The sequence below is a fragment of the Sphingosinicella microcystinivorans genome (genome assembly GCF_003634215.1).
Classification (GTDB): Bacteria; Pseudomonadota; Alphaproteobacteria; order Sphingomonadales; family Sphingomonadaceae; genus Sphingosinicella; species Sphingosinicella microcystinivorans.
The window spans coordinates 85,629-109,803 of the sequence record NZ_RBWX01000010.1 but is presented as its reverse complement, the minus strand read 5'-3'; the positions used below and the strand labels follow the sequence as shown (position 1 = coordinate 109,803).

15 protein-coding genes are annotated in these 24,175 nt (G+C 65.7%); 10 read left to right on the top strand and 5 right to left on the bottom strand.

Annotation, left to right across the window (positions count from 1 at the left end):
• Positions 1–6 precede the first annotated feature (6 nt).
• From DFR51_RS15165 to DFR51_RS15155, 3 genes are read right to left on the bottom strand one after another with little or no spacing between them, the layout of a single operon-like run.
• Positions 7–618 carry a DUF1788 domain-containing protein gene (locus DFR51_RS15165; RefSeq protein ID WP_121052745.1) on the bottom strand — a complete coding sequence of 204 codons (612 nt, stop codon included), beginning with the start codon at positions 616–618 and terminating at the stop codon, positions 7–9.
• A gap of 2 nt (positions 619–620) precedes the next feature.
• Positions 621–1,208, bottom strand: coding sequence for a DUF1819 family protein (locus DFR51_RS15160; protein WP_121052743.1), 588 nt, complete (start codon positions 1,206–1,208; stop codon positions 621–623).
• 29 nt (positions 1,209–1,237) lie between these two features.
• On the bottom strand, positions 1,238–2,161 hold the full coding sequence (locus tag DFR51_RS15155) for a BrxR family helix-turn-helix transcriptional regulator (protein ID WP_121052741.1): 924 nt from the start codon (positions 2,159–2,161) through the stop codon (positions 1,238–1,240).
• Positions 2,162–2,289: 128 nt separating this feature from the next.
• On the opposite strand from DFR51_RS15155, the gene DFR51_RS19065 reads away from it, so the two are divergent.
• From DFR51_RS19065 to DFR51_RS15120, 8 genes are all read left to right on the top strand, one after another.
• Positions 2,290–2,433 carry a hypothetical protein gene (locus tag DFR51_RS19065; RefSeq protein ID WP_170151793.1) on the top strand — a complete coding sequence of 48 codons (144 nt, stop codon included), beginning with the start codon at positions 2,290–2,292 and terminating at the stop codon, positions 2,431–2,433.
• A 20-nt stretch (positions 2,434–2,453) separates the two neighbouring features.
• Complete coding sequence (locus tag DFR51_RS15150) at positions 2,454–5,111, top strand: PD-(D/E)XK nuclease family protein (protein WP_121052739.1); 2,658 nt, start codon at positions 2,454–2,456, stop codon at positions 5,109–5,111.
• A complete protein-coding gene (locus DFR51_RS15145) occupies positions 5,108–8,500 on the top strand; it encodes a UvrD-helicase domain-containing protein (protein ID WP_243445447.1) in 3,393 nt (1,130 codons plus the stop codon). The genes DFR51_RS15150 and DFR51_RS15145 overlap by 4 nt, the downstream gene beginning before the upstream one ends.
• Positions 8,501–8,514: 14 nt before the next feature.
• Complete coding sequence (locus DFR51_RS15140; protein WP_121052735.1) at positions 8,515–11,856, top strand: DEAD/DEAH box helicase; 3,342 nt, start codon at positions 8,515–8,517, stop codon at positions 11,854–11,856.
• Positions 11,857–12,098: 242 nt separating this feature from the next.
• Positions 12,099–13,058, top strand: coding sequence for an ArdC family protein (locus DFR51_RS15135; protein ID WP_121052733.1), 960 nt, complete (start codon positions 12,099–12,101; stop codon positions 13,056–13,058).
• The gene (locus DFR51_RS15130) at positions 13,058–17,080 is read left to right on the top strand and encodes a strawberry notch-like NTP hydrolase domain-containing protein (protein ID WP_243445448.1); all 4,023 of its coding nucleotides are present in this window, start codon (positions 13,058–13,060) and stop codon (positions 17,078–17,080) included. The genes DFR51_RS15135 and DFR51_RS15130 overlap by 1 nt, the downstream gene beginning before the upstream one ends.
• Entirely contained in the window at positions 17,080–18,141 is a 1,062-nt protein-coding gene (locus tag DFR51_RS15125) for a DUF7146 domain-containing protein (RefSeq protein ID WP_121052731.1), read from the top strand. The genes DFR51_RS15130 and DFR51_RS15125 overlap by 1 nt, the downstream gene beginning before the upstream one ends.
• A 306-nt stretch (positions 18,142–18,447) precedes the next feature.
• Complete coding sequence (locus DFR51_RS15120) at positions 18,448–19,371, top strand: DUF2493 domain-containing protein (protein ID WP_121052729.1); 924 nt, start codon at positions 18,448–18,450, stop codon at positions 19,369–19,371.
• 77 nt (positions 19,372–19,448) lie between these two features.
• Here DFR51_RS15120 and DFR51_RS15115 read toward each other — a convergent pair whose 3' ends face one another.
• Positions 19,449–20,777: an ATP-binding domain-containing protein gene (locus DFR51_RS15115; protein WP_121052727.1), complete on the bottom strand. Its 1,329-nt coding sequence runs from the start codon at positions 20,775–20,777 to the stop codon at positions 19,449–19,451.
• Positions 20,774–22,606, bottom strand: coding sequence for an ATP-dependent nuclease (locus tag DFR51_RS15110; protein WP_121052725.1), 1,833 nt, complete (start codon positions 22,604–22,606; stop codon positions 20,774–20,776). The genes DFR51_RS15115 and DFR51_RS15110 overlap by 4 nt, the downstream gene beginning before the upstream one ends.
• A gap of 487 nt (positions 22,607–23,093) precedes the next feature.
• Between DFR51_RS15110 and DFR51_RS19060 the strand changes: the two genes are divergently transcribed.
• Both DFR51_RS19060 and DFR51_RS15105 read left to right on the top strand, forming a co-directional pair.
• Positions 23,094–23,258, top strand: coding sequence for a hypothetical protein (locus tag DFR51_RS19060; protein WP_170151792.1), 165 nt, complete (start codon positions 23,094–23,096; stop codon positions 23,256–23,258).
• Between the two features lie 141 nt (positions 23,259–23,399).
• Entirely contained in the window at positions 23,400–23,840 is a 441-nt protein-coding gene (locus DFR51_RS15105; protein WP_121053150.1) for a hypothetical protein, read from the top strand.
• Positions 23,841–24,175 lie beyond the last annotated feature (335 nt).

The following is a 24,175-nucleotide window of genomic DNA, read 5'->3' as shown; positions in this document are numbered from 1 at the left end:
CCCCCCTCAGATCTCGTAATGCGTTATGTCGAAGGCCCGATAATATTTGTCATCATGCAGGATTCCGAACAAATCGAGCGACGCTCCGGTGGCCAGGCTGTGCGTGTATTTTCCCGGAAAGAACATCACCGTCGGCTTTTCCTTGGCGGTGCTCTGAAGGTTGTTCAACACATTGTGGGAACGGATAAAAGGATAGACCTCGCCGACACCCGACAGAAACAGGACATCAAACTCCTGGGTTAAGAGCCGCGCACCGATTTCAGGAACGAGATGCGTCTCGGGATCGAGAACCCCTTGAAGAAGCTCTTTCAACTCGTCCTTCCTGATGCCCTGTTCCGCGGCGAGAACCTCATCCCAGATGCCACGGTCACGCAGTAAGGCGATGCTCAGATCGTAGAGATTGATCTCGATCACGCGCACGCCTCGATTTTCAAGCTGCTTCACGAGGCTGGCGCGCATCGCCTCCATGCCGACGGCTTCATCTGCTGGATAGGGGCAGATGAAGAATGGCACCTCATTGCCGAGGCCCTGCTTTTTCAGAAAGCGCTCACTCGCGATCACTTTCAGCAGGTGATCGAAGCGATTTTTAGGGCTCGCCGTCTTGCTCTGTCGCGCCATTGTCACTTCCTCCCCGACTGTCGTTCTGCACCGGGGAAGTAGCGGAGCTCATCGGGATTGCCGGCCTGAATCACGGCCAACACGCGCGGCGACAACATCGCCCCGAGGATCCGGTTATCCTGTGACAGGACTTCAGCCTCGCGCATCAGGCGGAAAAGCACGGCCCGGAGTTTGGCACGCGTCGAGGCCGACAGCGCCGCGAGCTTAGGAGACCATTCCTCCTTCGCGGACAGGAACGTGTCGAAGTCGGCATAGGTCAGGTCGGTCCGCAACGACAGGAATCTGTCGCTGAGCACCTCAACCGCGAATTCACCGATGAACCTGTAAGCGCGGCAGGCTGCGAGCCATAACAGTGCGGCCTGCTCGCTCCGGTCCCCTTCTATGAACAGCGCCAGTTCGTCTGGAGACAGGCGCTTCAACCGATTAACGATCTCCCGAATTGAACGTCGCGCCGAACTTGCCTTGCGGACCGGGAATGCTCCGCTTTCTTGCGCAGCGACCAACGTCGAGTCCCAATCGGCGCCGGCAACATGCTGACGAGCAACGGCCACGCTCTCGTTGATGAAAAGCCCACCCGTTCCGAAGGACATAAGATAGGGGCGCTGTTCCGAGCTCTCCTTCAAGCGCGCCCCCTGACCTTGGGAGCCTGCTCGGCCTCATCGAGTTCGAATTCGGCGCGCTTTAGGGCGCGTGCGGTCTCTGCAGCATTGAGCGCGACAATATGCTGGGTGCGAGGATCCTGCTGACTGGCATCGCTTAGAAGGCCAAGGCGTTTGAGGACATAAAAGAGCATCGCGTAGCGCACCGTTAAGACCGCCCGCTCCTTCGTCATCCCGTAATCCTTCGCAACCACCGCACGCTGGCTCGGTGTCAGGCGAGGATGAGGACCGATCTCGATGTCAAAGGTCTCCTGCCACAATGTATCCTGATCGCCGCCGGGTCCGGGACGATCCATGTCACGCACCCCGAGGATCCGAGGCAGCAGGAAATCCTTGAATTTGCTGTCGATGTGACAATAGGCGCGTGCATGCCAACGCAGGCCGTCATAGCCGAAAGCATGCGGCGTCATCCGCCGCCACATGGGGTCGGCCCGCTTGCCGCTCATCGATTGATAATGGACATCGATCGAGCGGTGTTCGCGAACCGCGCTGAGGATCGCCTGCAAGACGCCTGAGTCGACCGCCCGGCGCGGCGTCAAGGCGATGTCCGTCTCGGGCGGATGTGCGATCCAGGATTCGCTGGGCTCGGTGAGCCCCTCCGCCAGCGAGCGCAGGCGAGACAGATAACCGTCGGGATCAGGCTTCAGGAAGATCGGCGAGAACTGCGCACTCGCGACATAGCGCTTCGCGCTCTTGTCGTAGATCGCGTTGTGGGGCGCGCGCTCCTGATAGAGCGTCAGGTCCTTCGACGCCTGGGGCACGGACACGTCGAACATCTCGATGATGTCGGAGCGGTTGACCCCGCCCTCCCAGAACAGCCGGAACTCGATGAACTCGAGCCGCCGCTCCACACCCCATTTCAACGCCGCAGCGCCTTCCAACATTGCTTTTCATCTCCGCGCGTCGATGGGGATAAAAAGTATATGGACATACCGACGCGATCCGTGTAATTATTATTCCCATCTGCAGCGCCAGTCAATGGTGATCGGCGCGAATTTCAGGGGGCAAGACCATGCCGAAACGTGGTTCCAAGTGCGAAGTCACCAGCAAGCGGGCGGCGAGCGCTGCCGCCAAGGTGCTGCGGAATCCCAAGAGCAGTAAGGCCGCAAAGACAGCCGCCGCATCGGCGCTCACCCAGCGTCCGAACAAGAAGTAATCCCCGGCAGGAGAGCGGCCATGGCCGGCGCGAGTCGATCCACCCTCATCGTTCACGGCCGCCTCGCCATGCGGGAACGCCGCCTCGCGGCGGCGCGCGCCGGCCGTCATGGCCTGCAGGTCATGTCCTTCGAGCAGGCGGCGGTGCGGCTCGCCGGAGGTTTCGTCCGGCCAATCGATGACGAAAGCCTGCGCGCGGCGATCCAGGCCGCCCTGCCGTCAACGCCGATGGGCGAGCTCGAGAGCATCAAGTCGCTGCCCGGCATGATCGACGCGGCGGCGGACACCCTGCACAAGGCCTGGCGCGCCGGTATCGACCTTGCGGCGCGCGCGGCCGAGCATCCGCGACTCGACGCCATCGCCCGGTTGGAGGCGGCGGTCCTGACGCAGCTTCCCGCTGGCATGACCCGTCCCATCGACATCGTCGCCGCCGCGACCAGCCGTATCGCCCATGCGCCCGCCGTTCTCGGCCCCATGGAGATCGCCGGCCTCACCGAACTCTCGCCCATCTGGCGGCCGCTCCTTGGGGCGCTCACCGCGCACATTCCCGTGCAATGGACGGCCGGGCCGAGGCCGGCGCCAGCCTGGCTGGAAAGCACCGGCGTCGCGGTGTTGCGCGCACCCTCGGAAACCCCGCAGGTCAGCGCCGTCAGCGCCGCGACGGCCTATCACGAAGCCATCGAGGCCGTGCGCTGGGCGCGGTCGCTCCTCGCCTCCGGGCGGGCGGCGCCGTCTGACATCGCGATCGCCACTGCCTCGCCCGCCGACTATGACGATCACTTTCTCGCCCTGCGCGCGGACGCCAATATCGACCTGCACTTCGTCCATGGCGTCAGGGCCGTCACCACTCGTGAAGGCCAGGCGGCCGCCGCGCTGGCCGATATCGCGGTTCGCGGCCTGTCGCAGTCCCGGCTCCGCCGCCTCGCCGCCCTGTGTCGGGACTCCGCGCCGTTTGAGTCGCTTCCCGAAGGCTGGCTGCGCGTCCTGCCGGCCGATGCGCCGATGTCGACGCCGAACGCCTGGAACCGCTTGCTGGCGCGACTGAAGCCCGAGGACTGGCCGGACGGCGCGGATCACGCTCCGACCTTGCGCGCAGCCATCGACCTGCTCGCCAAGGGGCCGGCCGCAGCGCCGGAGATCGGCGAGGCCTTCCTCACCGGCCGCGCGCTCGCCATCTGGCGCAAGGCCCTTCTCGCCGGGCCGGCGGCCTCGATCGACGCCACCCTCAAAACCCTGAAGCAGGACGACGGGCTGGACGCGTGCGTGTCCGTCGCCTGGATGCCGGCCAGTGCGCTCGCGGCCTCGCCGCGCCGCTTCGTGCGGCTGATCGGCCTCAACTCCTCGCGCTGGCCGCGCGGAATCGCCGAAGACCGGCTGATCCCGGACCATATCATCCCGACGGCCGAGCTCGACCCGCTTCCGGCGAGCCTCGCCGATCGCCGCGATTTCGAGACGATCCTGGCGACCACGAACGGCGAAGTCGTCCTTTCGCGCGCCCGGCGCGACAGCGACGGGCGCCTGCTGGGACGCAGCCCGCTGCTCGCCGGGCATGGCGAGGAGGTCTATCTCCGCCGCAACGCCGTGCCGGCCCACGCCTTCAGCGAAACCGACCGCCTCATGGCCCGGCCGCAGGAGTTCAGCGCCGATCCGCAGGCGGTCAGCGCGCAAGGCTGCTGGCGCGACTGGCGGCGCACCGAGATCACGGCGCATGACGGGCTCATCCGGCGCGATCATCCGCTCATTCTGGCAATCCTGGCCCGTACCCAGTCGGCTAGCTCGCTCCGGCGTCTGCTGCGCAATCCGCTGAGCTTCACCTGGGTCTATGCCTTCGGCTGGCACGTGCCCGAAAGCAGCGCCGAGCCGCTCGTGCTCGATGCGCTGGGCGTCGGCGATCTGGTTCACGTGGTTCTCGACCGCGCCTTGCGCGACCTGGAAAGCGCCGGGGGATTGGCATCCGCCGACGCCGCAAAGATCACGGCGGCGGTGGACCGGGCCGCAGGGGTTGTCGCCGCCGATTGGGAGAGCCAACGCGCGGTCCCGCCGGCCGTCATCTGGGGGCGCACCCTGGATGATGCCCGGCTGTTGGCAGGCCGGGCTCTTGCATATGGCGATGCGCTTCTGCCGGGTGCCCGCTCCTATGGCGAGGTGCCCTTCGGCGGGGCTGAGCCCAAGTCGGACGCGGAGACCCCGTGGGATCCCGCCGTGCCAGTCACGATCCCCGATACAGGGTTCAATATCGCCGGCTATATCGACCGGCTCGACATCGCGGGCGACGGCAAGCGCGCGCTCGTTCGCGACTACAAGACGGGCCGGGCTCCCCGGGCCGCGATCCGGCTGAACGGCGGACGGGAGCTTCAGCGCTGCCTCTACGCCTTCGCGGTGAAGGCGCTGCTGGGCGACGATATCGCGATCAGCGCCTCACTGCTGTTCCCGCGCGAACAGGTCGACCTCCAGCTCGAAGATCCCGAGGCGGTGCTCGCTGAGATCACCGGCTATCTGGGTGCGGCCAGGATCAGTTTCGCCGGCGGCGCCGCGCTGCCAGGCCCCGACACGGGCGGCGACTATGACGACCTCGCCTTCGCCCTGCCGGCGAACGCCAGCGCCACTTACTGCAAACGCAAGCTGCCGGCTGCGACCGAACGGCTCGGTCAAGTCGCTGAAATCTGGGAGGCGGAATGATGAGCAGCGTGGCCCTCAAGGATGACGGCGCGCGCCGCGACGCGATCAGCCTCCATGATCGGTCGATCCTGGTCGAAGCCGGCGCGGGCTCTGGCAAGACCGCCGTCATAGCCGGACGCATCGCCATCATGCTCGCCGAGGGCGTCGCTCCGCGGGCCATCGCCGCCGTCACCTTCACCGAGCTGGCGGCCAGCGAGCTTCTCTCGCGCGTCCGCGAAATTGTCGCCGACCTCTCGGCCGGCGACATCGCGGCCGAGCTGCGCGTGGCGCTGCCCGAAGGCCTGTCGCGGGTGCAGCGCGACAATCTCGCGACCGCGAGCGCCGCGATCGACGAAATCACCTGCTCGACCATTCACGGCTTCTGCCAGCGCCTGATCAAGCCCTACCCGGCCGAAGCCGACATCGATCCCGGCGCCGGCGTCATGGACCGCAATCAGGCCGATCTCACCTTCCTTGAGATCGTCGATGGCTGGCTGCGGGAGCGTCTGTCCGGCGACCAAGGCGGCATCCTTGCCGAAATGGTGCTCCACAGCCCCGGTGAAACCGTGGCGCTCGTCCATAAGATCGCCGAAAATATGCGGCGCCGCCGCACCCTCGCGGCGCCGCCCGTCTCCCCGCTCGACGGTCATCTGACGGCGTTCCGGCAGGCGACGGCGGATTTCGCGGCCTTCATGAGCGGAGCGGCGGAGACCGAGCCGGAAACCGTCGTGATCGTCGAGCGGCTGGCCGAGATGGCGACCGCGCTGACGGTTGGTCCCGATCCCACGACGCCCTCGGGCTTGGTTGGGCTTCTGACCTCGCGTCCGCACTCGGATCTCTGCACCAAGGCAGGCACATTCGCCTGCTATCGCAAGAAGGGCAAATGGACCGAAGCAGCGAAGCACGCGGGCCTCTCCAAAGCAGATGGTGAGCGGCTGAACATCGCCGCCGAAGGCCACTACACCGCCTGCTGCGATGCCTGGACTTCGCTTCTTCAGGCGGCGGCCAGCCAGGTTCTGGCGGCGCTGATCGAGGAGGCGCGTCCGATCCTGCAGCGCTATCGCGACCACAAGCGCGCGAGCGCCCAGCTCGACTTCGATGATCTGATCTTTGCCGCGCGCGATCTGCTGCGCGACCATGATGATGTCCGCCGCGCACTCGGACAGCGCTTCGCGCGCGTCCTGGTCGATGAGTTCCAGGACACCGATCCCCTGCAAACCGAAATCTTCTGGCGGCTGTGCGGCGAGCCGGTCGATGGCGATCCTGACTGGACCCGGTTCCGGATCCGTCCGGGTGCACTTTTCCTCGTCGGCGACCCCAAGCAGGCGATCTATCGCTTCCGCGGCGCCGATGTCGGCGCCTATGTGCAAGCGCGCGACGCCTTTCATGCTCAGGATCCCGACAGCCTGCTGTCGATCTCCACCAATTTCCGCTCCTGCGCGTCGATCCTCACTTTCGTCAATGAGCGCTTCGAGCCGGTGCTATCGGCGGATGGCCAACCCGGTTTCACCGCCCTCGACCCGTTTCACGACGATCCCGGCGACGGCCTGTGCGTCGCGGCGCTCGACATCGCTGTCGCCGACGAAAACGGCAAGGCCAGTGCCGAGCAGCAGCGCGACGCCGAAGCCGACGCCGTAGCCGAACTGTGCGCGCGCTTGATCGGCAACCAGCCCATCATCGACCGGCGCAGCGGCGCGGAACGTCTTTGCCAGCCGGGCGACATCGCTCTGCTGGCGCCGACCGGCGCCGAACTGTGGCGCTATGAGGAGGCGCTGGAGCGTCGCGGCATTCCGGTGGCGACACAGGCCGGCAAGGGTCTCTTCCGCCGGCAGGAGGTCCAGGACCTGATCGCGCTGACCCGCGTTCTCGCCGACCGGCGCGATACGCTGGCGCTCGGCGCGCTGCTGCGCGGCCCCCTGGTCGGCCTCACAGAAGAGGAACTTCTGGATATCATCTGGGCGCTGCCGCGTTCCGACGAACAGCCCGACCGGATTCCTCGTCTCGATCTCGGCGTCGATCCTGGCGCCATCGCTCATCCGCTCGCACGCGAGATCATCGAGAAGCTGCAGGCGCTCTACCGCCGCAGCAACAGCACGACGCCGCACGAGCTTCTCTCGCAGGCCGTGGACGTGATGCGGGTTCGGCCCCTCCTCCTCGAGCGTCATCGCGGCCAGGCCGAACGCGCGCTCGCCAATGTCGATCTGTATCTGAGCCTGTCGACGGGTTACGCCGTGCGCGGCCTTCGCGCCTTCGCCGAAGCGATGACCGCAGCCTGGACCGACGAGGCGCGCGCCGTGGAAGGCCGGCCCGACGCGCAGGAAGAAGCCGTCGCGCTCTTCACCATGCACGCGGCCAAGGGCCTCGAATGGCCAATCGTCATCCCCGTCAACACCATGACGAGCGTCATGGCGCCCGACAGCGCGGCGATCGACCGCCTGACCGACACATTCTATTGCCCGGTTCTCGGCGTCGCGCCCGAGGGCTATGAGACCGCGCGCCAGGCGGAAAAGGACGAGTTGGATCGCGAACGCATCCGGCTCTGGTATGTCGCGGCGACGCGCGCCCGCGAACTCCTCGTTCTGCCACGGCTCGATACGACACCCTCAAGATCGGCCTGGATCGGCCTGCTCGATTTGTCGCTTGCCGATCTGCCCGGCCTCGATGTCTCGCATCTGCCGCTCGGGGAGGCAGTCGCCGGCGCTGGCGCGGGCAACACCCAGACGCGCGACATTTTCGTGGCCCAGGCTGCGGCCATCGCCGCCCGGCAGACGCGCCTCGTCTGGCTGGCGCCGAGCCGCGACGAGAGCGCGTCCGGCGCCCTGCTCCAGGAGCAAGAGGCCGGAATCTGGATGGGCTCGGGCGATGACCAGCCGCGTGAACTTGAGGCGGCAGTCGCGGTCCAGGGCGGCCGCCAGCGCGGGCTGATCCTCCATAAGCTCATGGAGGAAGTCCTGACCGGAGAAACCGATGCGGTCGCGCCGGCCCTTACCGAACGCGCCGACGTGCTCATCAGGGCGCTCGGCCGTTCGCCCGTTGCCGATCCGGCGACGGGTCTTTCACCCGAGGAGCTGGCGGGCTGTGTCATGCGGACCTTGGCTCTGCCCGAGATCGCGGCATTGCGCCCGGCGCTTCTGGCCGAGTTCCCCGTTTACGCCGCCCGCGCGGATGAGAGCGAGGAGACGGCGACCGCTGGCATCGCGGACGCGCTGACCTTGACTGCCGAGGGTCGCCCAGTCGTCATCATCGACTGGAAGAGCGACGTGAACCCCGATCCCCAGACGCTCGATCATTATCGCTCGCAAGTCCGCGCCTATCTCGACATGACCGGCGCCGAGCGCGGACTGATCGTGCTGATGACGACCGGTGCCATCATCACCGTCTCGCCCTCGGCCCAGGCCATGGCGGCCTGAAGCGAGGGCGATCGATGGCACCCCGCAACCGTCCTGCCAGTTCCGTCCAGGACGACCTCTTCCACGAGGAGGTCTCGCTGCTGCTTCCCCCGCGCCTTGCGATCGACGGCAGGGTGCTTGGGAGCCCGGTGCGGCAACTGGCGGTCCCCGCGTTGCGCGAAACCTGCCGGCTCCGGCCATTTTCGATCCGACGTGTCAACGGATATGAGGCAAGCCTGAAATCCGGCGAAACGCTGAAGATCATCAGCGCCAGGACAGCCACGCGACTGGAAGCCGACCTCATCCTCCTGGTGCCGGGCGCGTCGGAGCCTTCCAAGATCGCCGAGGCGTTGGAACTCGGCGAAGGCCGATGGATCAACATCACGCCGACCGACATCGCCGCGCTCGATGCGGCCGCGCGCGGCGAACGCCTCGCCCTTGTCGCGGCCTCATGGCAGGACGCTTTCCACCTGCGGGAAAGCCGCCCCGCCGAGAACGGCCGACCGGCGGTGCCCGGGCTGCGCCGCCCACAGATCGGCGCGCTCCATGCCGCGCTTGCCCACGCCACACGCTCGACCGAGCCCGCCACCATCGTCATGCCGACGGGCACCGGAAAGACGGAAACGATGCTCGCGCTCAACGCCCATCAGCGGTTCGAGCGCTTGCTGGTCGTCGTCCCGACCGATGCGCTGCGCGAGCAAATCGCCCGAAAATTCGAGACCTTCGGCGTCCTCAAGCACCAGGACTGCCTCGACGCTTCCGCCGCTTTCCCGGTAGTCATGCGCCTCTCCCATATCCCGACAAGCGCCGCGGACGTGGACCAGATATTCGACAGTGCGAATGTCGTGGTCACCACGATGCAGATCGCCGGCCGCGCCGAAGCGCCCGTTCAGGAGCGAATGGCGGCCCGCGCGTCGGCCCTATTCATTGACGAGGCTCATCATATTGGCGCGCCGACCTGGGCGCGCTTTCGCGGCCTTTTCGTCGATCGTGACCCGCCATTGCCCATCGTTCAGTTCACCGCCACGCCATTTCGCGAAGATGGCCGGCGGGTCGATGGCGAGTTCATCTACACCTACCCCCTCAAGAAGGCGCAGGCCGAAGGTTATTTCAAACCGATCCGCTTCGAGGCTGTCTTCGGCCTCGATCAGGCCGATGCCGATCAGGCGATCGCCGAAAAGCTCGGAGAGGTTCTACGAGCCGATCTCGATTCCGGCCTCAATCATCTCGCCATGGCGCGCTGCTCCACGATCGACCGCGCCAAGGCGTTGCATCAGCTCTACACCGCCCTGTTTCCGGATTTTCGGCCTGTCCTCGTTCATAGCCAGCAGGCGACGCGCGAGCGGCGCGCGAATTTGGACGCGCTTCGGCGGTTCGACAGCCGGCTCATCGTCTGCGTCGACATGCTGGGTGAAGGCTTCGATCTGCCCGAACTCAAGATCGCGGGGCTCCACGACCCACACAAGAGCATTGCCGTCACCATCCAGTTCGTTGGTCGCTTCACCCGCCAGGATCCGACGCTCGGGGACGCGACAGTGATCGCCAATACCGGCGTTGACGACATCGACCGCTCCCTGGCGAAACTCTACGCCGAAGATGCAGACTGGAACGCGCTGGTCGAGGCGCTCAGCAGCGCGCGCATCGAGCGGCAAGCTCGGCGTGCCGAGATGTTCAAGGGTTTCGTCGGCGATCTCAGCGACATTCCGCTGCAAACGCTCGAACCGAAGATGAATGCCGTGGTCTATCGAACCTCGTGCGACGCCTGGGAGCCGCTGCGCGCCGAAGACCTCTACAATCCCGGCGTCTATCTCGGCATGAAGATCAATCCGCACCAGCGCGTGGCCATCTTCGTCACCCGTTCGGAGGAGCAGGCCGGATGGACGACCGCGCAGCATGCGACCAACGTCATCTGGGACCTGCACATGATGCATTGGGACCAGACGAAGGGCCTCCTTTACATCAGCAGCTCGGCGAAGGCGCCTTATGACAAGCTGGCCAAAACAGTGTGCGGCGAATCCACCCGCCGTGTCGAAGGCGAAGAGGTGTTCCGCAGCCTGCATGGCTTCAAGCGCCTGATCCTGCGCAACCTCGGCCTCACCCATCATCAGGGGCGCGGCGTGCGCTACTCCATGTATATGGGCGTCGACGTCGCCGATGGCCTCGACACCGCCAAGTCCCAGTCCAGAATCAAGAACAATGTCTTCGCGACGGGCTTTCTCGACGGCGTGCCGGCCACCCATGGCTGCTCGGCAAAGGGCAAGTTCTGGTCGATTTCGCCCGTTCGCGATCTCACCGACTGGATCGAATGGTGCGAGGACATCGGCCGGTCTGTCAACGACCCCGGCATCACGACGGATGGTGTTTTCAAGAGCGCCATGCGGCCTCGACAGATCAGCGAGCGACCCGCTGTTCCACCCGTCGCGATTCACTGGCCGGAGTCGCTGCTGGTGCAGCTAGAGGATCGCGTCGAGATCAGCTTCGGCGATCAGCCGGTATTGTTCACCGAATGCGACATCGAGCTTCTTGATCACGAACGAAACGGTCCGCTGCGTTTCGCGGTACGCAGCGACGCCCATGTCGCCGAGTTCGAGATCGTGTTCAGCGATGGCGGCGCCCGCTATCCGCAGCGCGCCGGTCCCAAGGCCACCATCAGGATCGGCGGCAAGGTAAACTCCTTGTCCGAGTCCTTCGGTGACGATTCCCCCCAGATCGACTTCGGCGATGGCTCTCTCCTCATCTACAGCCATCTCTACGCGCTGCCGGAGGGTGAAGCGGTCGAGCCCTATCCCGCCGACCGGATCGAGGTGTGGGACTGGTCAAAGACCAACATCCGAGCCGAATCCCAAGGCCCTGAGAAACGCGCCGACTCCGTCCAGCGGCGCGTGATCGACACGCTGCTCGCCGATGGCGACGCCTATGACCTGATCTTCGACGACGACGGCGCCGGGGAAATCGCCGATGTGGTCACGCTCCGCGTCACCGAGGGCCTTGTGCAGGTCACGCTGCATCACTGCAAATATTCGAGCGCTGCGACGCCCGGCGCCCGCGTCAAGGATCTCTATGAGGTCTGCGGACAGGCGCAGAAGTCGGCGCGCTGGCGAGACCGTCCCAACCGCATGTTCACCCACATGCTGAAGCGCGAGAAGCTGCGCCTGGACAAGGGGCAAAGCTCACGCTTCGAGCAAGGCACCGCTGCGTTCCTCAAAAAGTTGAAAGCGAGCTGGCAGGACTATCGCTACGAGTTCGACGTCAGGATTGTGCAGCCGGGTCTCTCCCGCGCAGCAATCACCGAAGAGGGCTTGCACCTGTTGGCCGGGGTCGAGACGTATCTGTTGGAGACCCGCGCGATGAAGCTGCGGATCATCGGCAGCGTATGACGATTGGACCTATGATGCTTGATAATTGGAAGTGAGCGGCCTGTAGACTGGGATCACCAAAGCCGTGATCTGGAAATGGGTGGTGGGGAAAGCCTTCCCCTGCGGCCGAGCCTGTCGTCTCGGCCGACCCCTTCTGCGGGGAGACCCCGCAACGCCCCCAAGAGTGAGAGTGCCGGCCGGGTTTTCCGTGACGGGTTGAGGGCTGGAGGAGAGGCCTCCGGCGCCCGTCGCGGAGACCCGCGATGTCCAGACACGATACACGCGCCCGTTCCGGCCCCGACCGGACGAGCCTCTATGATGAAGTCACCGGCAGGATCCTCGCCGAGCTGGAAGCCGGCCGGCTTCCCTGGGTCCAGCCCTGGGGAACAGCAGCGGCCAAGGCGCCACTCGCCATGCCGAAGAACGCCGCGACCGGCAGGCAATATTCCGGCATCAACGTTCTGATCCTCTGGGGCGCCGTCATCCAGCACGGCTTCCCCTGCCAAACCTGGCTGACCTTCCGCCAGGCCCTCTCGCTCGGCGGCCATGTCCGCCGGGGCGAGCATGGCATCACCGTCGTCTACGCCGACCGTTTCGTTCCCGATGACGAAAAGCGGCGCGCCCGCGAGACCGGCGAGGACGCCCAGGCCATCCCCTTTCTCAAGCGATTCACGGTCTTCAACCTGGCGCAATGCGAAGGCCTGCCCGAAGACCTCGCCATTGCCGCTCCGCCGCCCGCGCCCGGCCTGGTCGAGCCAAGGGTCGAGGCGCTCATCAAGGCAAGCGGAATCGACTTCCGCATCGGCGGCGACCGCGCCTTCTATGTGCCAGCGCTCGACTATGTCATGGTCCCGCCGTCCCAGGCATTCTTCGAGCCGATCAACTGGCATCGAACGGCGCTGCATGAATGCTCCCACGCCAGTGGGGCGCCGCACCGCCTGAACCGCGACCTCTCGGGCTCCTTCGGTTCCCGGAAGTACGCCTTCGAGGAGCTGGTCGCGGAGATTTCAGCGGCATTTTGCTGTGCTGCACTCGGCATCGTGCCGACCGTGCGCCACGCCGATTACATCGCCTCATGGGCTGACGTCCTGCGCGAAGACAATCGTGCCATAGTCCGCGCAGCGTCCCAGGCGAGCAAGGCCGCCGATTACCTGCTCAGCTTCATGCCCGAACATGACCAGCTCGCGGTGTCCGTCGACACCGGCGAGCGGGAGGCGGCCTAATGCGCGCGCCATCTTCATCGCGCCGGCGACGTCACCGGCAGCAAGCTGCGTCGTCGCTGGCGGCCGGTCATGCGTCCGCGCCGGCGTGCAGTTCCCCCACACGCTGGCGGGGGAAGTACCTCTTCGACAATGCGGTTGGTTTCCTTGCCGGCACCGGCCTGCTCGCCATCCTGGCCGAGATTGCCGGTGGCACATTGACCCTCAACGAGCTGGCCGACACCCGCGCCGGCCTCATCTCCTCCCTCTTTCCGGCTGCGCCCGTCACGCGCTTCGACGCGGCGCAGATCGACGATCATCTCGATCCGTCGGTGAACCCGAGCGTCGTGTTGATGAATCCGCCCTTCTCGGTGATGGCGAACGTCTCCGGCCGAATGGTCGACGCCGCCTTGCGCCATGTCACCTCGGCACTGGCGCGCCTTGCCGATGACGGGCGCCTGGTCGCCATCACCGGCACCAATTTCTCGCCGGATGCGCCGGCCTGGCGCGACGCCTTTGTCCGTCTGCAGGAGCGCGGCCGCGTGGTGTTCACCGCTGCGATCGACGGCGCGGTCTATGCCAAGCATGGCACGACGATCGAGACGCGGCTCACCGTCATCGACAAGGCGCCGGCCGAAGACCCGGCCGCATTCCCCGCATCGCCGGGCATCGCCCCCGATGTCGTAACGCTCATCGGCTGGATCGCCGAGCATGTGCCGCCTCGTCCTGCCGTAGCCGCGACCATCGCCGCTCCCGTTGCATCTGGTCCTGTACCGAAGACCGTGCGCGGCTATCTCGCACGGGCCGCCTCGACGCCGGCGGCGAACGCCTCGCTCGCCGAACCCGAGGGCGTAGACCTCAGCTATGAGACCGTGGATTGGGCACCGGCCGAGAGCACACGCCTGACCGATGCGATCTACGAAGAATACGGACTTCAGGCGATCCGTATTCCCGGCTCTCAGGCGCATCCCACCAAGCTCGTGCAGTCGGCGGCGATGGCCTCGGTCGCGCCGCCCAAGCCCAGCTATCGTCCGCGCCTGCCCGAAAACCTCGTCACCGACGGCATCCTGTCCGATGCCCAGCTCGAAACCGTGATCTACGCTGGCGAGGCGCATTCCGACTATCTGGCAGGCTGCTGGACGGTCGATGACACCTTCGATCTCGTCACGGCAGCACCCGACGATGCGAAGGGCGCGGTCCGTTTCCGGCGCGGCTTCATGCTGGGCGACGGCACCGGCGCGGGCAAGGGCCGCCAGTCGGCCGCCATCATCCTCGACAACTGGTTGCGCGGGCACCGCAAGGCGCTCTGGATCTCCAAGTCCGACAAGCTGATCGAGGACGCGCAACGCGACTGGTCCGCGCTCGGCATGGAGCGCCTGCTGGTGACGCCGCTATCGCGGTTCCCGCAGGGCAAGCCCGTCACGCTTCAGGAAGGCGTCCTATTCACCACCTACGCCACGCTACGGTCCGACGAGCGCGGCGAGAAGGTTTCGCGCGTCAGGCAGATCGTCGAATGGTTGGGCTCTGACTTCGACGGAGTGATCATTTTCGACGAAAGCCACGCCATGCAGAACGCCGCCGGTGGCAAGGGAGAACGGGGCGACGTCGCCCCATCGCAACAGGGTCGCGCGGGGCTCCGGCTCCAGCACGCCCTGCCGAATGCGCGTATCGTCTATGTCTCTGCGACCGGCGCCACCACCGTTCACAATCTCGCCTATGCCCAGAGGCTCGGCCTGTGGGGCGGCGAAGATTTTCCGTTTGCCACACGGGCGGAGTTCGTGGAGGCGATCGAGGCCGGCGGCGTCGCGGCAATGGAGGTGCTCGCCCGCGATCTCCGATCACTCGGCCTCTACACGGCGCGCTCGCTCTCCTATGACGGCGTCGAATATGAGCTGGTCGAGCACCAGCTCACCGACGAGCAGCGGCGCATCTATGACGCCTACGCTGGCGCTTTCGCGATCATTCACAACAATCTCGACGCCGCGATGCAGGCGGCGAACATCACCGGCGAGACCGGCACGCTGAACGCCCGAGCGAAGTCGGCGGCGCGCTCGGCCTTCGAGAGCACAAAGCAGCGCTTCTTCGGACATCTGCTCACCTCGATGAAGACGCCGACGCTCATCCGCTCGATCGAGCGCGACATCGAGGACGGCCACGCATGTGTTGTGCAGATCGTCTCGACCGGCGAAGCGCTGATGGAACGAAGACTGGCCGAGATTCCGACCGATGAATGGAATGACGTGCGCGTTGACATCACGCCCCGCGAATACGTCCTGTCATACCTTCAGCATTCCTTCCCGGTACAGCTCTACGAGCCCTTCACCGATTCTGAAGGCAATCTCTCCTCCCGGCCGGTCTATCGCGACGGCCAGCCGGTCGAGAGCCGGGAGGCGGTCGCTCGGCGTGACCGGCTGATCGAGCAGCTCGCAAGCTTGCCACCTGTTCCCGGCGCGCTCGACCAGATCGTCCAGCGCTTCGGCACCGACATAGTGGCCGAAGTGACCGGACGCTCGCGCCGCATTGTCCGCAAGGGCGACCGTTTGATGGTCGAGAACCGCGCCGGCTCGGCCAACCTCGCCGAGACCGCCGCCTTCATGGACGACCAGAAGCGCGTGCTGGTGTTCAGCGATGCCGGCGGCACCGGGCGCAGCTATCACGCGGAGCTGTCGGCGAAGAACCAGCGCCTGCGCGTCCACTATCTGCTGGAGCCCGGTTGGAAGGCCGACGCCGCTATCCAGGGTCTCGGCCGCACCAATCGGACGAACCAGGCGCAGCCGCCGCTGTTCCGTCCGATCGCGACCGATGTGAAGGCCGAAAAGCGCTTTCTCTCCACCATCGCCCGCCGGCTCGACACGCTGGGCGCGATCACGCGCGGCCAGCGCCAGACCGGCGGTCAGGGCCTGTTTCGGCCAGAGGACAATCTGGAAAGCCCTTACGCCCGCGACGCGCTGCGGCAGCTCTATATGCTGATCGCGCGCGGCAAGGTCGAGGGTTGCTCGCTCCAGACATTCGAGAGCGCTACGGGCCTCTCCCTGATGGACGATGGCGGCCTGAAGGACGAGCTGCCGCCGATCACCACCTTCCTCAACCGGCTGCTGGCGCTCACCATCGACCTGCAGGGCGTGCTGTTCACGGCCTTCGAGCAGCTCCTCAATGCGAGGATCGAGGGCGCTATTACCAGCGGGACCTATGATATCGGACTGGAGACGCTGAAAGCGGAGAGCTTCGTCGTCGCCGACCGGCGCACCATCTACACCCATCCCGCAACCGGTGCCGAAACGCGCCTCCTCACCATCGCGCAGCGCGAGCGCAACCGGCCGCTGGCCCTCGGCCAGGCGCTCGACCACCTCTCCGATCCTCGCGCGGTCCTGCTCGTCAACGAGCGCTCGGGGCGCCCTGCGGTGCAGATCCCAGCGCCCAGCGTGATGCTCGACGACGGCGAGATCGAACGCCGGGTGCGATTGCTTCGGCCCATGGAGCATCATCACGCTTCCCTGAAGATGATGGCGGAGAGCCACTGGCAGGAAGCCGATCGCGACGCCTTCGCCGCCGCCTGGAATCGCGAAGTGGCGCAGGTGCCGGAGTTCTCCGACTCGACGATCCACATCGTCGCCGGCCTCCTGCTGCCGATCTGGAAGCGGCTGCCGAACGAGTCGACGCGGGTCTATCGGCTCCAGACCGACGAGGGCGAACGCATCATCGGCCGCCGCGTCTCTCCCGCCTGGGTCGCGGGCGCGCTCGCGACCGGCCCCAGCACGCTGACGGCGGGCGATGCCTTCGCGGCATTGCTGGACGGCAGCACCATCCTCGACCTTGCGGAAGGGCTCCAGCTTCGCCGCGTGCGCGTCATGGGCGCCCATCGCATCGAACTATCGGGCTTCACCGACACCATGCGCGACCGCCTGCGCGCCTATGGCCTGTTTCACGAGATCATTTCGTGGAAGTTGCGCATGTTCGTGCCGACCGACGCGAACGGTGCCGGCGTGCTGGCCAAAGTGCTGGAACGCTATCCCGTTGAGCGCGTCTCCGAACGGGAGGCTGCGTGATGGTCCGTCACGACGCTTCCGACCTGGCGCAGCGTCTCGGCCGGCAGGCCGAGGCGGTGTGCCGGCACTATCTCTCCTCCGGCTTCCGTCAGGGCCGCTACTGGCTGGTCGGCGACGTGCGCAACACGCCGGGCCGTTCGATGTTCGTGCGTCTCAAGGGACCGGAGACCGGCAAGGGCGCGGCCGGCAAATGGACCGACGCGGCGACCGGCGAGCATGGCGACTTGCTCGACGTGATCCGCGAGGCGTGCAGCCTCCTCGACTTCAAGGATGTCGCTGACGAGGCTCGGCGCTTTCTCAGCCTGCCGCATCCCGAACCGGAATCCGACGAGCGCCGGACGCGCAAGCCGAACGCACCGACCGGATCGCCGGAGGCCGCACGGCGGCTCTTTGCCATATCGCAGCCGATGACACGCACTCTCGCAGAGACGTATTTACGCAAACGCGGCATTACGGCTTTGCACGAAACCGGCTCGCTGCGTTTCCATCCGCGCTGCTTCTACCGGCCCGACGAGCATTCGCCGACCGAGACGTGGCCGGCGATGATCGCCGCCGTCACCGCCTTGGGCGGCAAGCTCACCGGCGCACATCGCACCTGGCTCGACCCCGACGGCTTCAGCGAAGCGACACTCGGCAAGGCCCCGATCGACACGCCGAGACGGGCGATGGGCGATCTTCTCGGTCATGCCGTGCGCTTCGGCGCGGCGGGCTCGGTGATGGCGGCAGGTGAAGGCATCGAGACCATGCTGTCGCTCAGATGCGCCCTGCCGACCATGCCGATGGTGGCCGCGCTCTCGGCCGCCCATCTCTCAGCCATCCTCTTTCCGGACGTGCTGCGCCGGCTCTACATCGCGCGCGACGACGATCCGGCAGGAGACGGCGCGATGGCGGCATTGATCGACCGGGCTGAACAGGCCGGGATCGAGGCGATCGTGCTGTCGCCGGCGCTCGGGGACTTCAACGAGGATCTGCGGATGCTCGGCATCGATGCTCTGCGGTCAGGAATCCGCGTCCAGATCGCGCCGCAGGACGTCGCCCGCTTCATGGAGCTGGCAGCGTAGCCGGAATGGGATGCGGGGCGGCTCGTCGTCGACCGCGTCGCCGGATGCTCCCCATCGCAAGAGGCCCGCGCCTCGGCCTTCGAGAGGGCGATCGGCCGTCAAACGGTCCGGCCAGGCAACCTTGGGGCCGACTATTTTCCGGCGGCCCTTCGGGCCTTTCCATCGCGAACCAAAATAGTCGGCCCCTTCGGCCCTCCGCTGCGCTTCGGCCCTGCGCTGCCGCTCCGGGTGCCAGTCCGGCCCGCCCGACGGCTTCGTCGCCATGAAGGCCGCGACGGTCGCGGTCCAAATCCGACGGAGCATCCCATGAGCGAGCATGACGACCATGAACCGCAGCACACCTCTTCCCCGACCGACCACGCCCTGACCGAGCTTCAGCTCTATGGCTACCGCCCCTACGAGGACGAACCCGATCCGCGGCCACTGCCCGAAGGCAACGCCGTCGCCGGCGCCATCGCCGACATCTTCGACGCCCTGATCGCCACCCTTGGCGACACCCGCCTCGAACCCGACCTGGACGATCTCCTCTGGTCGACCGTCAACGTCTTCCACCGCGCCGCCGAGCGGATCGAGCGCGACCTCGACGATAATGAGCAGGCGCAGCGCCGGTCCCAGCGGGAGCAGGATGGCACCGAAATCAAATCGGTCGAACTCGAGCGGCTCATCGCGGAAGGCAGGACGCTGGTCGAGCGGCAGGATGCGTTCGAGTTGATGCGCGACCAGGCCGGCGAGCACTACGAGCGTCACGCCGGCAAGCCCTGGCTCCCGCGCAACGGGTCGAAGGTCAACCACCGCAATCTCACCGCGGCGATGATCGACAGCCGAGACTTCCTCGCCGCCAGGAAACGCGCCGAGCAGGAAGTGCTCCTGCCCCCGGGGCCGAAGATCGCCTTCACCGGCGGGCTCGAATTCAACGATCACCGACTGATCTGGGCAAAGCTCGACCAAGTCCACGCCAAGCATCCGGACATGGTGCTGATGCACGGCAAATCGCCGAAGGGCGCCGAGAAAATCGCCTCCCGCTGGGCCGACCACCGCGGAGTGCCGCAGATCGGTTTCGCGCCCGACTGGACAAAGCACGGTCGCGCCGCGCCCTTTAAGCGCAACGATCAGATGCTCGAAGTGCTGCCGATCGGCGTGATGGTCTTCCCCGGCACCGGCATCCAGGACAACTTCGCCGATAAAGCCAAAAAGCTCGGTATCCCGGTCTGGAGGTTCGGCGGGGCGTGAGCGCCGCCTCTTTGATGCAATGCACTGGCCAGTTCGTCCAGACAGGCCGACACCTCAACAACCTATCTGATGGTGAATTATGCGAAGGGCGGAGCGTTCAGCCGTCCCTGGCCAAGGACGATGACGGTGCAATGGTTCCGCGCGCGCGTGATGGCGTTGTAGAGCAACCTTCGCAAATGCTCCGCGCTGCCTGTAGCAGTGTGCGGCCATAGTACGATGACGTTCGGAAACTCGCGGTTCTTGGCGCGCTGGATCGTCATGGCGAGATGGCCGTGTTGCTGCCGAAAGCCCAGACGCGAACGATTGCGCACGGAATCCCGGACGAACTCGGTGACTTGCGCGGCGGTGAAGGCCGCTTGCCCGTGCGCCCTACGCAGGCGGTCCATGCGGCTGATGGCCTGCGCGATGGCGGCGTGTCCAGCCAAGGGCGTTAGAAGCGCGCGAAGATCGGCGCAAGACGCTGCCTCCGGCAAGGCGATATTGCCCAGCAAGGCGTCGGCCTCTTCGTTGTCGTGACGATCCCATGTGTGCGGATATGGCCCGAAAGTCGCGCCGTTATTACGTGTCCACTGCCTCGTCTGACTCGTGGCGAGAGCCGCGCGAATGATGGCATTGCCCGCATCGGGCGTCAGAACGGCAACCGCGCCTTGGCGCTGCGAAAAGTCATTGGCAATCGCCCATGCCAGAAGCCCAGTGTTATGCTGGGTGGCAGGCGTTTCCAGAAGACGGAAACCCGCGCCGTTCCATGTTGTCCTGTTGTTGAATGTGTTGGCCGCAAGAACGGCCTTGATGTCGCGTCCTTCGCGGACAGCGAGCGCGGCGGCAAGAAGACCCTGTTGATTGGTACGCCGAGGCTGAGTGAGGTGGTGGGTGTGTCCTGCGCCCTCAAGCCACGCCATCAGGTGCGCGGTATCACGCCCATCGTGAAGACACTGAAAGGCGTCCGCCCCCGCGACGATCCAGCAGGACTGTGAAAGCCCCTGAAGGATGCCCATGCGGTGCTCGTCGAGATCCTGCGCTTCATCAACAAGGACCAGCGGGAAGGTTCTCGCCACCCATTGCCGGACAGGCTCGCGATCCAGAAGCCCGGCCGCCAGAGCGCATGGCCCGTCAAATTCGTTCAGTGCAATGGCCTGCTCTTGCATCGCTGGCGCAATCAGGCTTCTGCGCCGCGCGGCCAGTGTTCGCGCAAACACATCGAAGGTTTGGCAATCAAAACGCCTGCGGAACGCCGGGTTCTCACCAAGGCGCGCATCCAATCGTCGGCGCGCACCGTTCATGAAGGAGAGCGCCAAGAGCTTGTGCCCTTCGCCCAGCGCGCCGCCCCCAACGATCTCTCCCGCGCGAGCCACGAGATTGTGGGTCTTGCCCGTGCCCGCTGCGCCCTCGAAAAAATCGAACGTCATGTGGGCACGAACCGGAAGACGTGCATGTCGGCGGTCGAATCCGCCGGGATGCGCGCAAAGAGCGGCGTATTGGCGTTGGCGGGATCGCGCAGCACGTCGCACAGGGCATTGAGCAACTGCGCGGCGCGCACCCGGCAGGCCGCATTCGCCATGAGCGTGACGGCGGCGCTTTCATGGGTCGGCGCGTAGGATTTCTGGGTAAGCAAATGTGCGGTGAGCGCCTCACGGTCGGCGAAAGGAGCACCCAGCGCGGTTCCGAGCGCGGTCAGTATCGCGGCTTCATCCGCGCCCGCAATCCACGAAACCACATGCTCCATCGCCCAGCCCTGCGGCCAGAACACGACGCAGCGCGGCGGCGGATTGCTGCCCTTCACCGCATCGAAGTAGCCGCGGCCGTCATTGTCCCCGTCCACAAGGATGCAGGGCCGTGCGTGAACGGCGCTGACCAGCGCGAAGGTGTCGGCAATCTTGGCGTCGATGGTCGGCACGATGCCAACGAAGGTGGAGAGAAGCGGCGTATTCGCTTGCGCGTTATCCCAACCCTGATGCTGCTCAAGAGCGGTTTGCAGCGCCTCAAGCCATGCCACGTCCGAAACCCCTTCGGGGATCAGGACGCATTCGTGCATGAGCGCGGCCACCAGCTTCTGCCGCCATGCGTAGAGCAAGTGCTGCTGGTGATTAGTAGGCTGTGCGGGCACAGCGTCCATCAGTGGCTTGGCGCTCAACGCGCCCTCGCGCGTTTCGATAAAGAGCGTATCGGGAGCTGGAAACATTGCGGCCACTATCGGCGAATGCGTCGTGACTATCGTTTGGTTGCACAGTGCATTGAGGCGGTTGACCAACCGCTTTTGCTGCGAGGGCTGGATGTGCAATTCCGGCTCCTCGACGGCCAGCATGAAGGACTGGCCCGTTTCCGCGCGCGCCTTGCCGAACTGCATGAGCAATAGAAGGCTTTGAAGGGAGACGAGGCCCGTGCCCTGCCGCTGCGAGGGAAGGGTTGGCCCCGTGCCTTGCACGAAGTGCGGCACCACGCTTTCCAAAACTGAGTCGCTGTCAGTCGCTGTCAGTCGCAACTGGAGCCTGGGCGCGCTGGCCATGAGCGCGCGCAACTCGTCATTGGCCGCGCCGACGATCTCGGAAAGCCCCGGCTGGTCTTCGAGCCGCGCACCGTCCGGTGGAGTCCAGAGTCTCTGGCGCTCGGCGCGCACTGCCTGTGCGGGCATGTCCCCGCGCGTCGCCACGACGCGGCGGAACAACTCCGAGGAAAAGGAAATCCAGCGGTCCCATGTGCGCGAGGCCGGGACCAGAAAGAAGCCCAACTCCTGGAGCACCTTGGTGTGGATCGTGCGCAGGTGCGCGTCTTCCGCGAACGGATCGCCCAGCGTGGCCTCGTCATCCACGAAGAAACGGAGCGTTTCGGCTTCCAGTTCGTCCAGGTCGAAGCGCGCAGCGAAACCGATCTGCACGGCCAGATCGGTATGCTGCACATCCGGCGCGGCGCTCAACGTCTTGGCTTTCGGGTCGAACCATTTCTCGACGCCGCGTTCGGGGCTGAACCAAGACGAATGGTGGTGCGGGTCGTTGGGCGTAAAGCCCGTGATGGTGGCGATGCACAGTATGCGGGCGGTTTCGTCGGGCGCGCTGCCATGAAAGTCATGCTCGGTGAGGCGGCGCACCAGACGATCGCGCCCGAACAGCAACGCCAGCGCCTCGATCACGGTGGTTTTGCCGCTATTGTTTGGCCCCACCAGTACGGTATGGCGGCCCAATACGATGTCCGCCGAACGCACGCCTCGGAAGCCGGAGATTTTCAGGCGAACGACTTGCATCCCAGCACTTCCGACATTCAGATCCCCCCTTGGGTTATCGCCCCCCGTCCTCGGGACTGCCCAGTCAAGCTGCAGCAGCCACCTGCCCGCGATTCTTCACTCAGGCACTGTAAAATTACGAGTAGAATCTCTGAATATCGACCTGAATCACGTGGCGATGTTGAACTGGATCGCTTCTTTCTGACAGGTCGAACCCCCTTCATTGAAAGCTGCTGGCCCGCAGAAGTGGTGGTCGCCGTGACGGCTCGCCCCAATCGCGCTTAGTTTTGGATGGTCCGGCCTCCGCTTCCGCGACAGACCACCCCGCTTCCTATGCGCTGATCCTTGGTCCAGCCGATGGCCTGACGCCATCAACCCGTGAAGGGTCCGCTACGCGAGCGTGCGGCCTTGAGGCTCCGCCTCCGCGGTGATTGCGGCCTCGGCCGGACACATCGGGCGCCTGTCGCGCGGGGGATGGTCCCCCGCCTCCAGACAGGAGCCGGAACGAATGACTCTCACCGACGCTCAAGCCTTCGCCTTCAGCCTCGCCACCACGCTGATGGTCGCGATCGTCATCTTCAGGGCCGGAGACGGCACACTCTCCGTCGTCCCCTCCAACGAGTTCGACGGCGATGCGGAAATCGTGGCCGAGATCGATCCCTTCGCCTCCTGACCGGAGGCGAACCGCTTTCGCGGGCGGAGGTCGGTTCGATTTCCGCTCCCGAAGCGAGCCGACTTCGGCTATGCTGCCGATCGCGCCGCGGTGGTGGTGGAAGGCGCAACCGTCAGACTCATTCTCACGGAGACCACCACCATGATCATCCTCGCCATCCTTGGATCGCTCGCCGCCATAGGCGTGCTCTGCTGGTTGCTCTTCAAGCTCGCCGTGTTCGCGCTGCCCGCCTTTGCCGGCGTGACCATCGGCGTCTGGGCGCATCAGACCGGCGCCGGCGCCCTCGGAGCCATCGCCATCGGCGTTGTTGCCGCCGGTGTGATTCTCGGCATCGGCCAGCTCCTGCTCGCCTTCGTCCGTCCGATGTGGCTGAAGCTTCTGGTCGCGCTCGCCTTCGTCGCGCCGGCCGTGATCGCCGGCTATCACGCGACGCACGGCATCGTGAAGCACACCATGCCGTCCGAAACCTGGCAGCTCGTCTTCTCCGTGATCGGCGCGGTTGCGGTCGGCATCACGGCCTTCGTTCGGATAACGACGAAGGCCTCGCCCGGACCGTCCGGACAGGACATCGCCACGGCGTGAACATCATTGACGCGCGGGCGGACCAAGGCAGTCCCAAGCCGCTCCGTTCCCGTCGGTATTCTTGTCGATCATCGGACGGTGTCAGGCCCACGGCTTTCGAGGCGTGGAAGTTCGTGCCCTCGACGCGCTCGCAGCCCAGGCCGCCCACTCGACGGTCGGTCAAGGCCGCAGGATGGAGGCGCCGCGCTGTGGTGTTCCTATCGGCGGGATACGGCGTGCCTGCCCGTCCTTGGCGGAAAGCCGATGCTCTGAACGTCGTGGTCGCTTCCTGGAGGTCGCGACGGGTCGCCAAGTTCTCCATGCGTGATCCCTGCGCGTATCGAGCGCACCCAAGC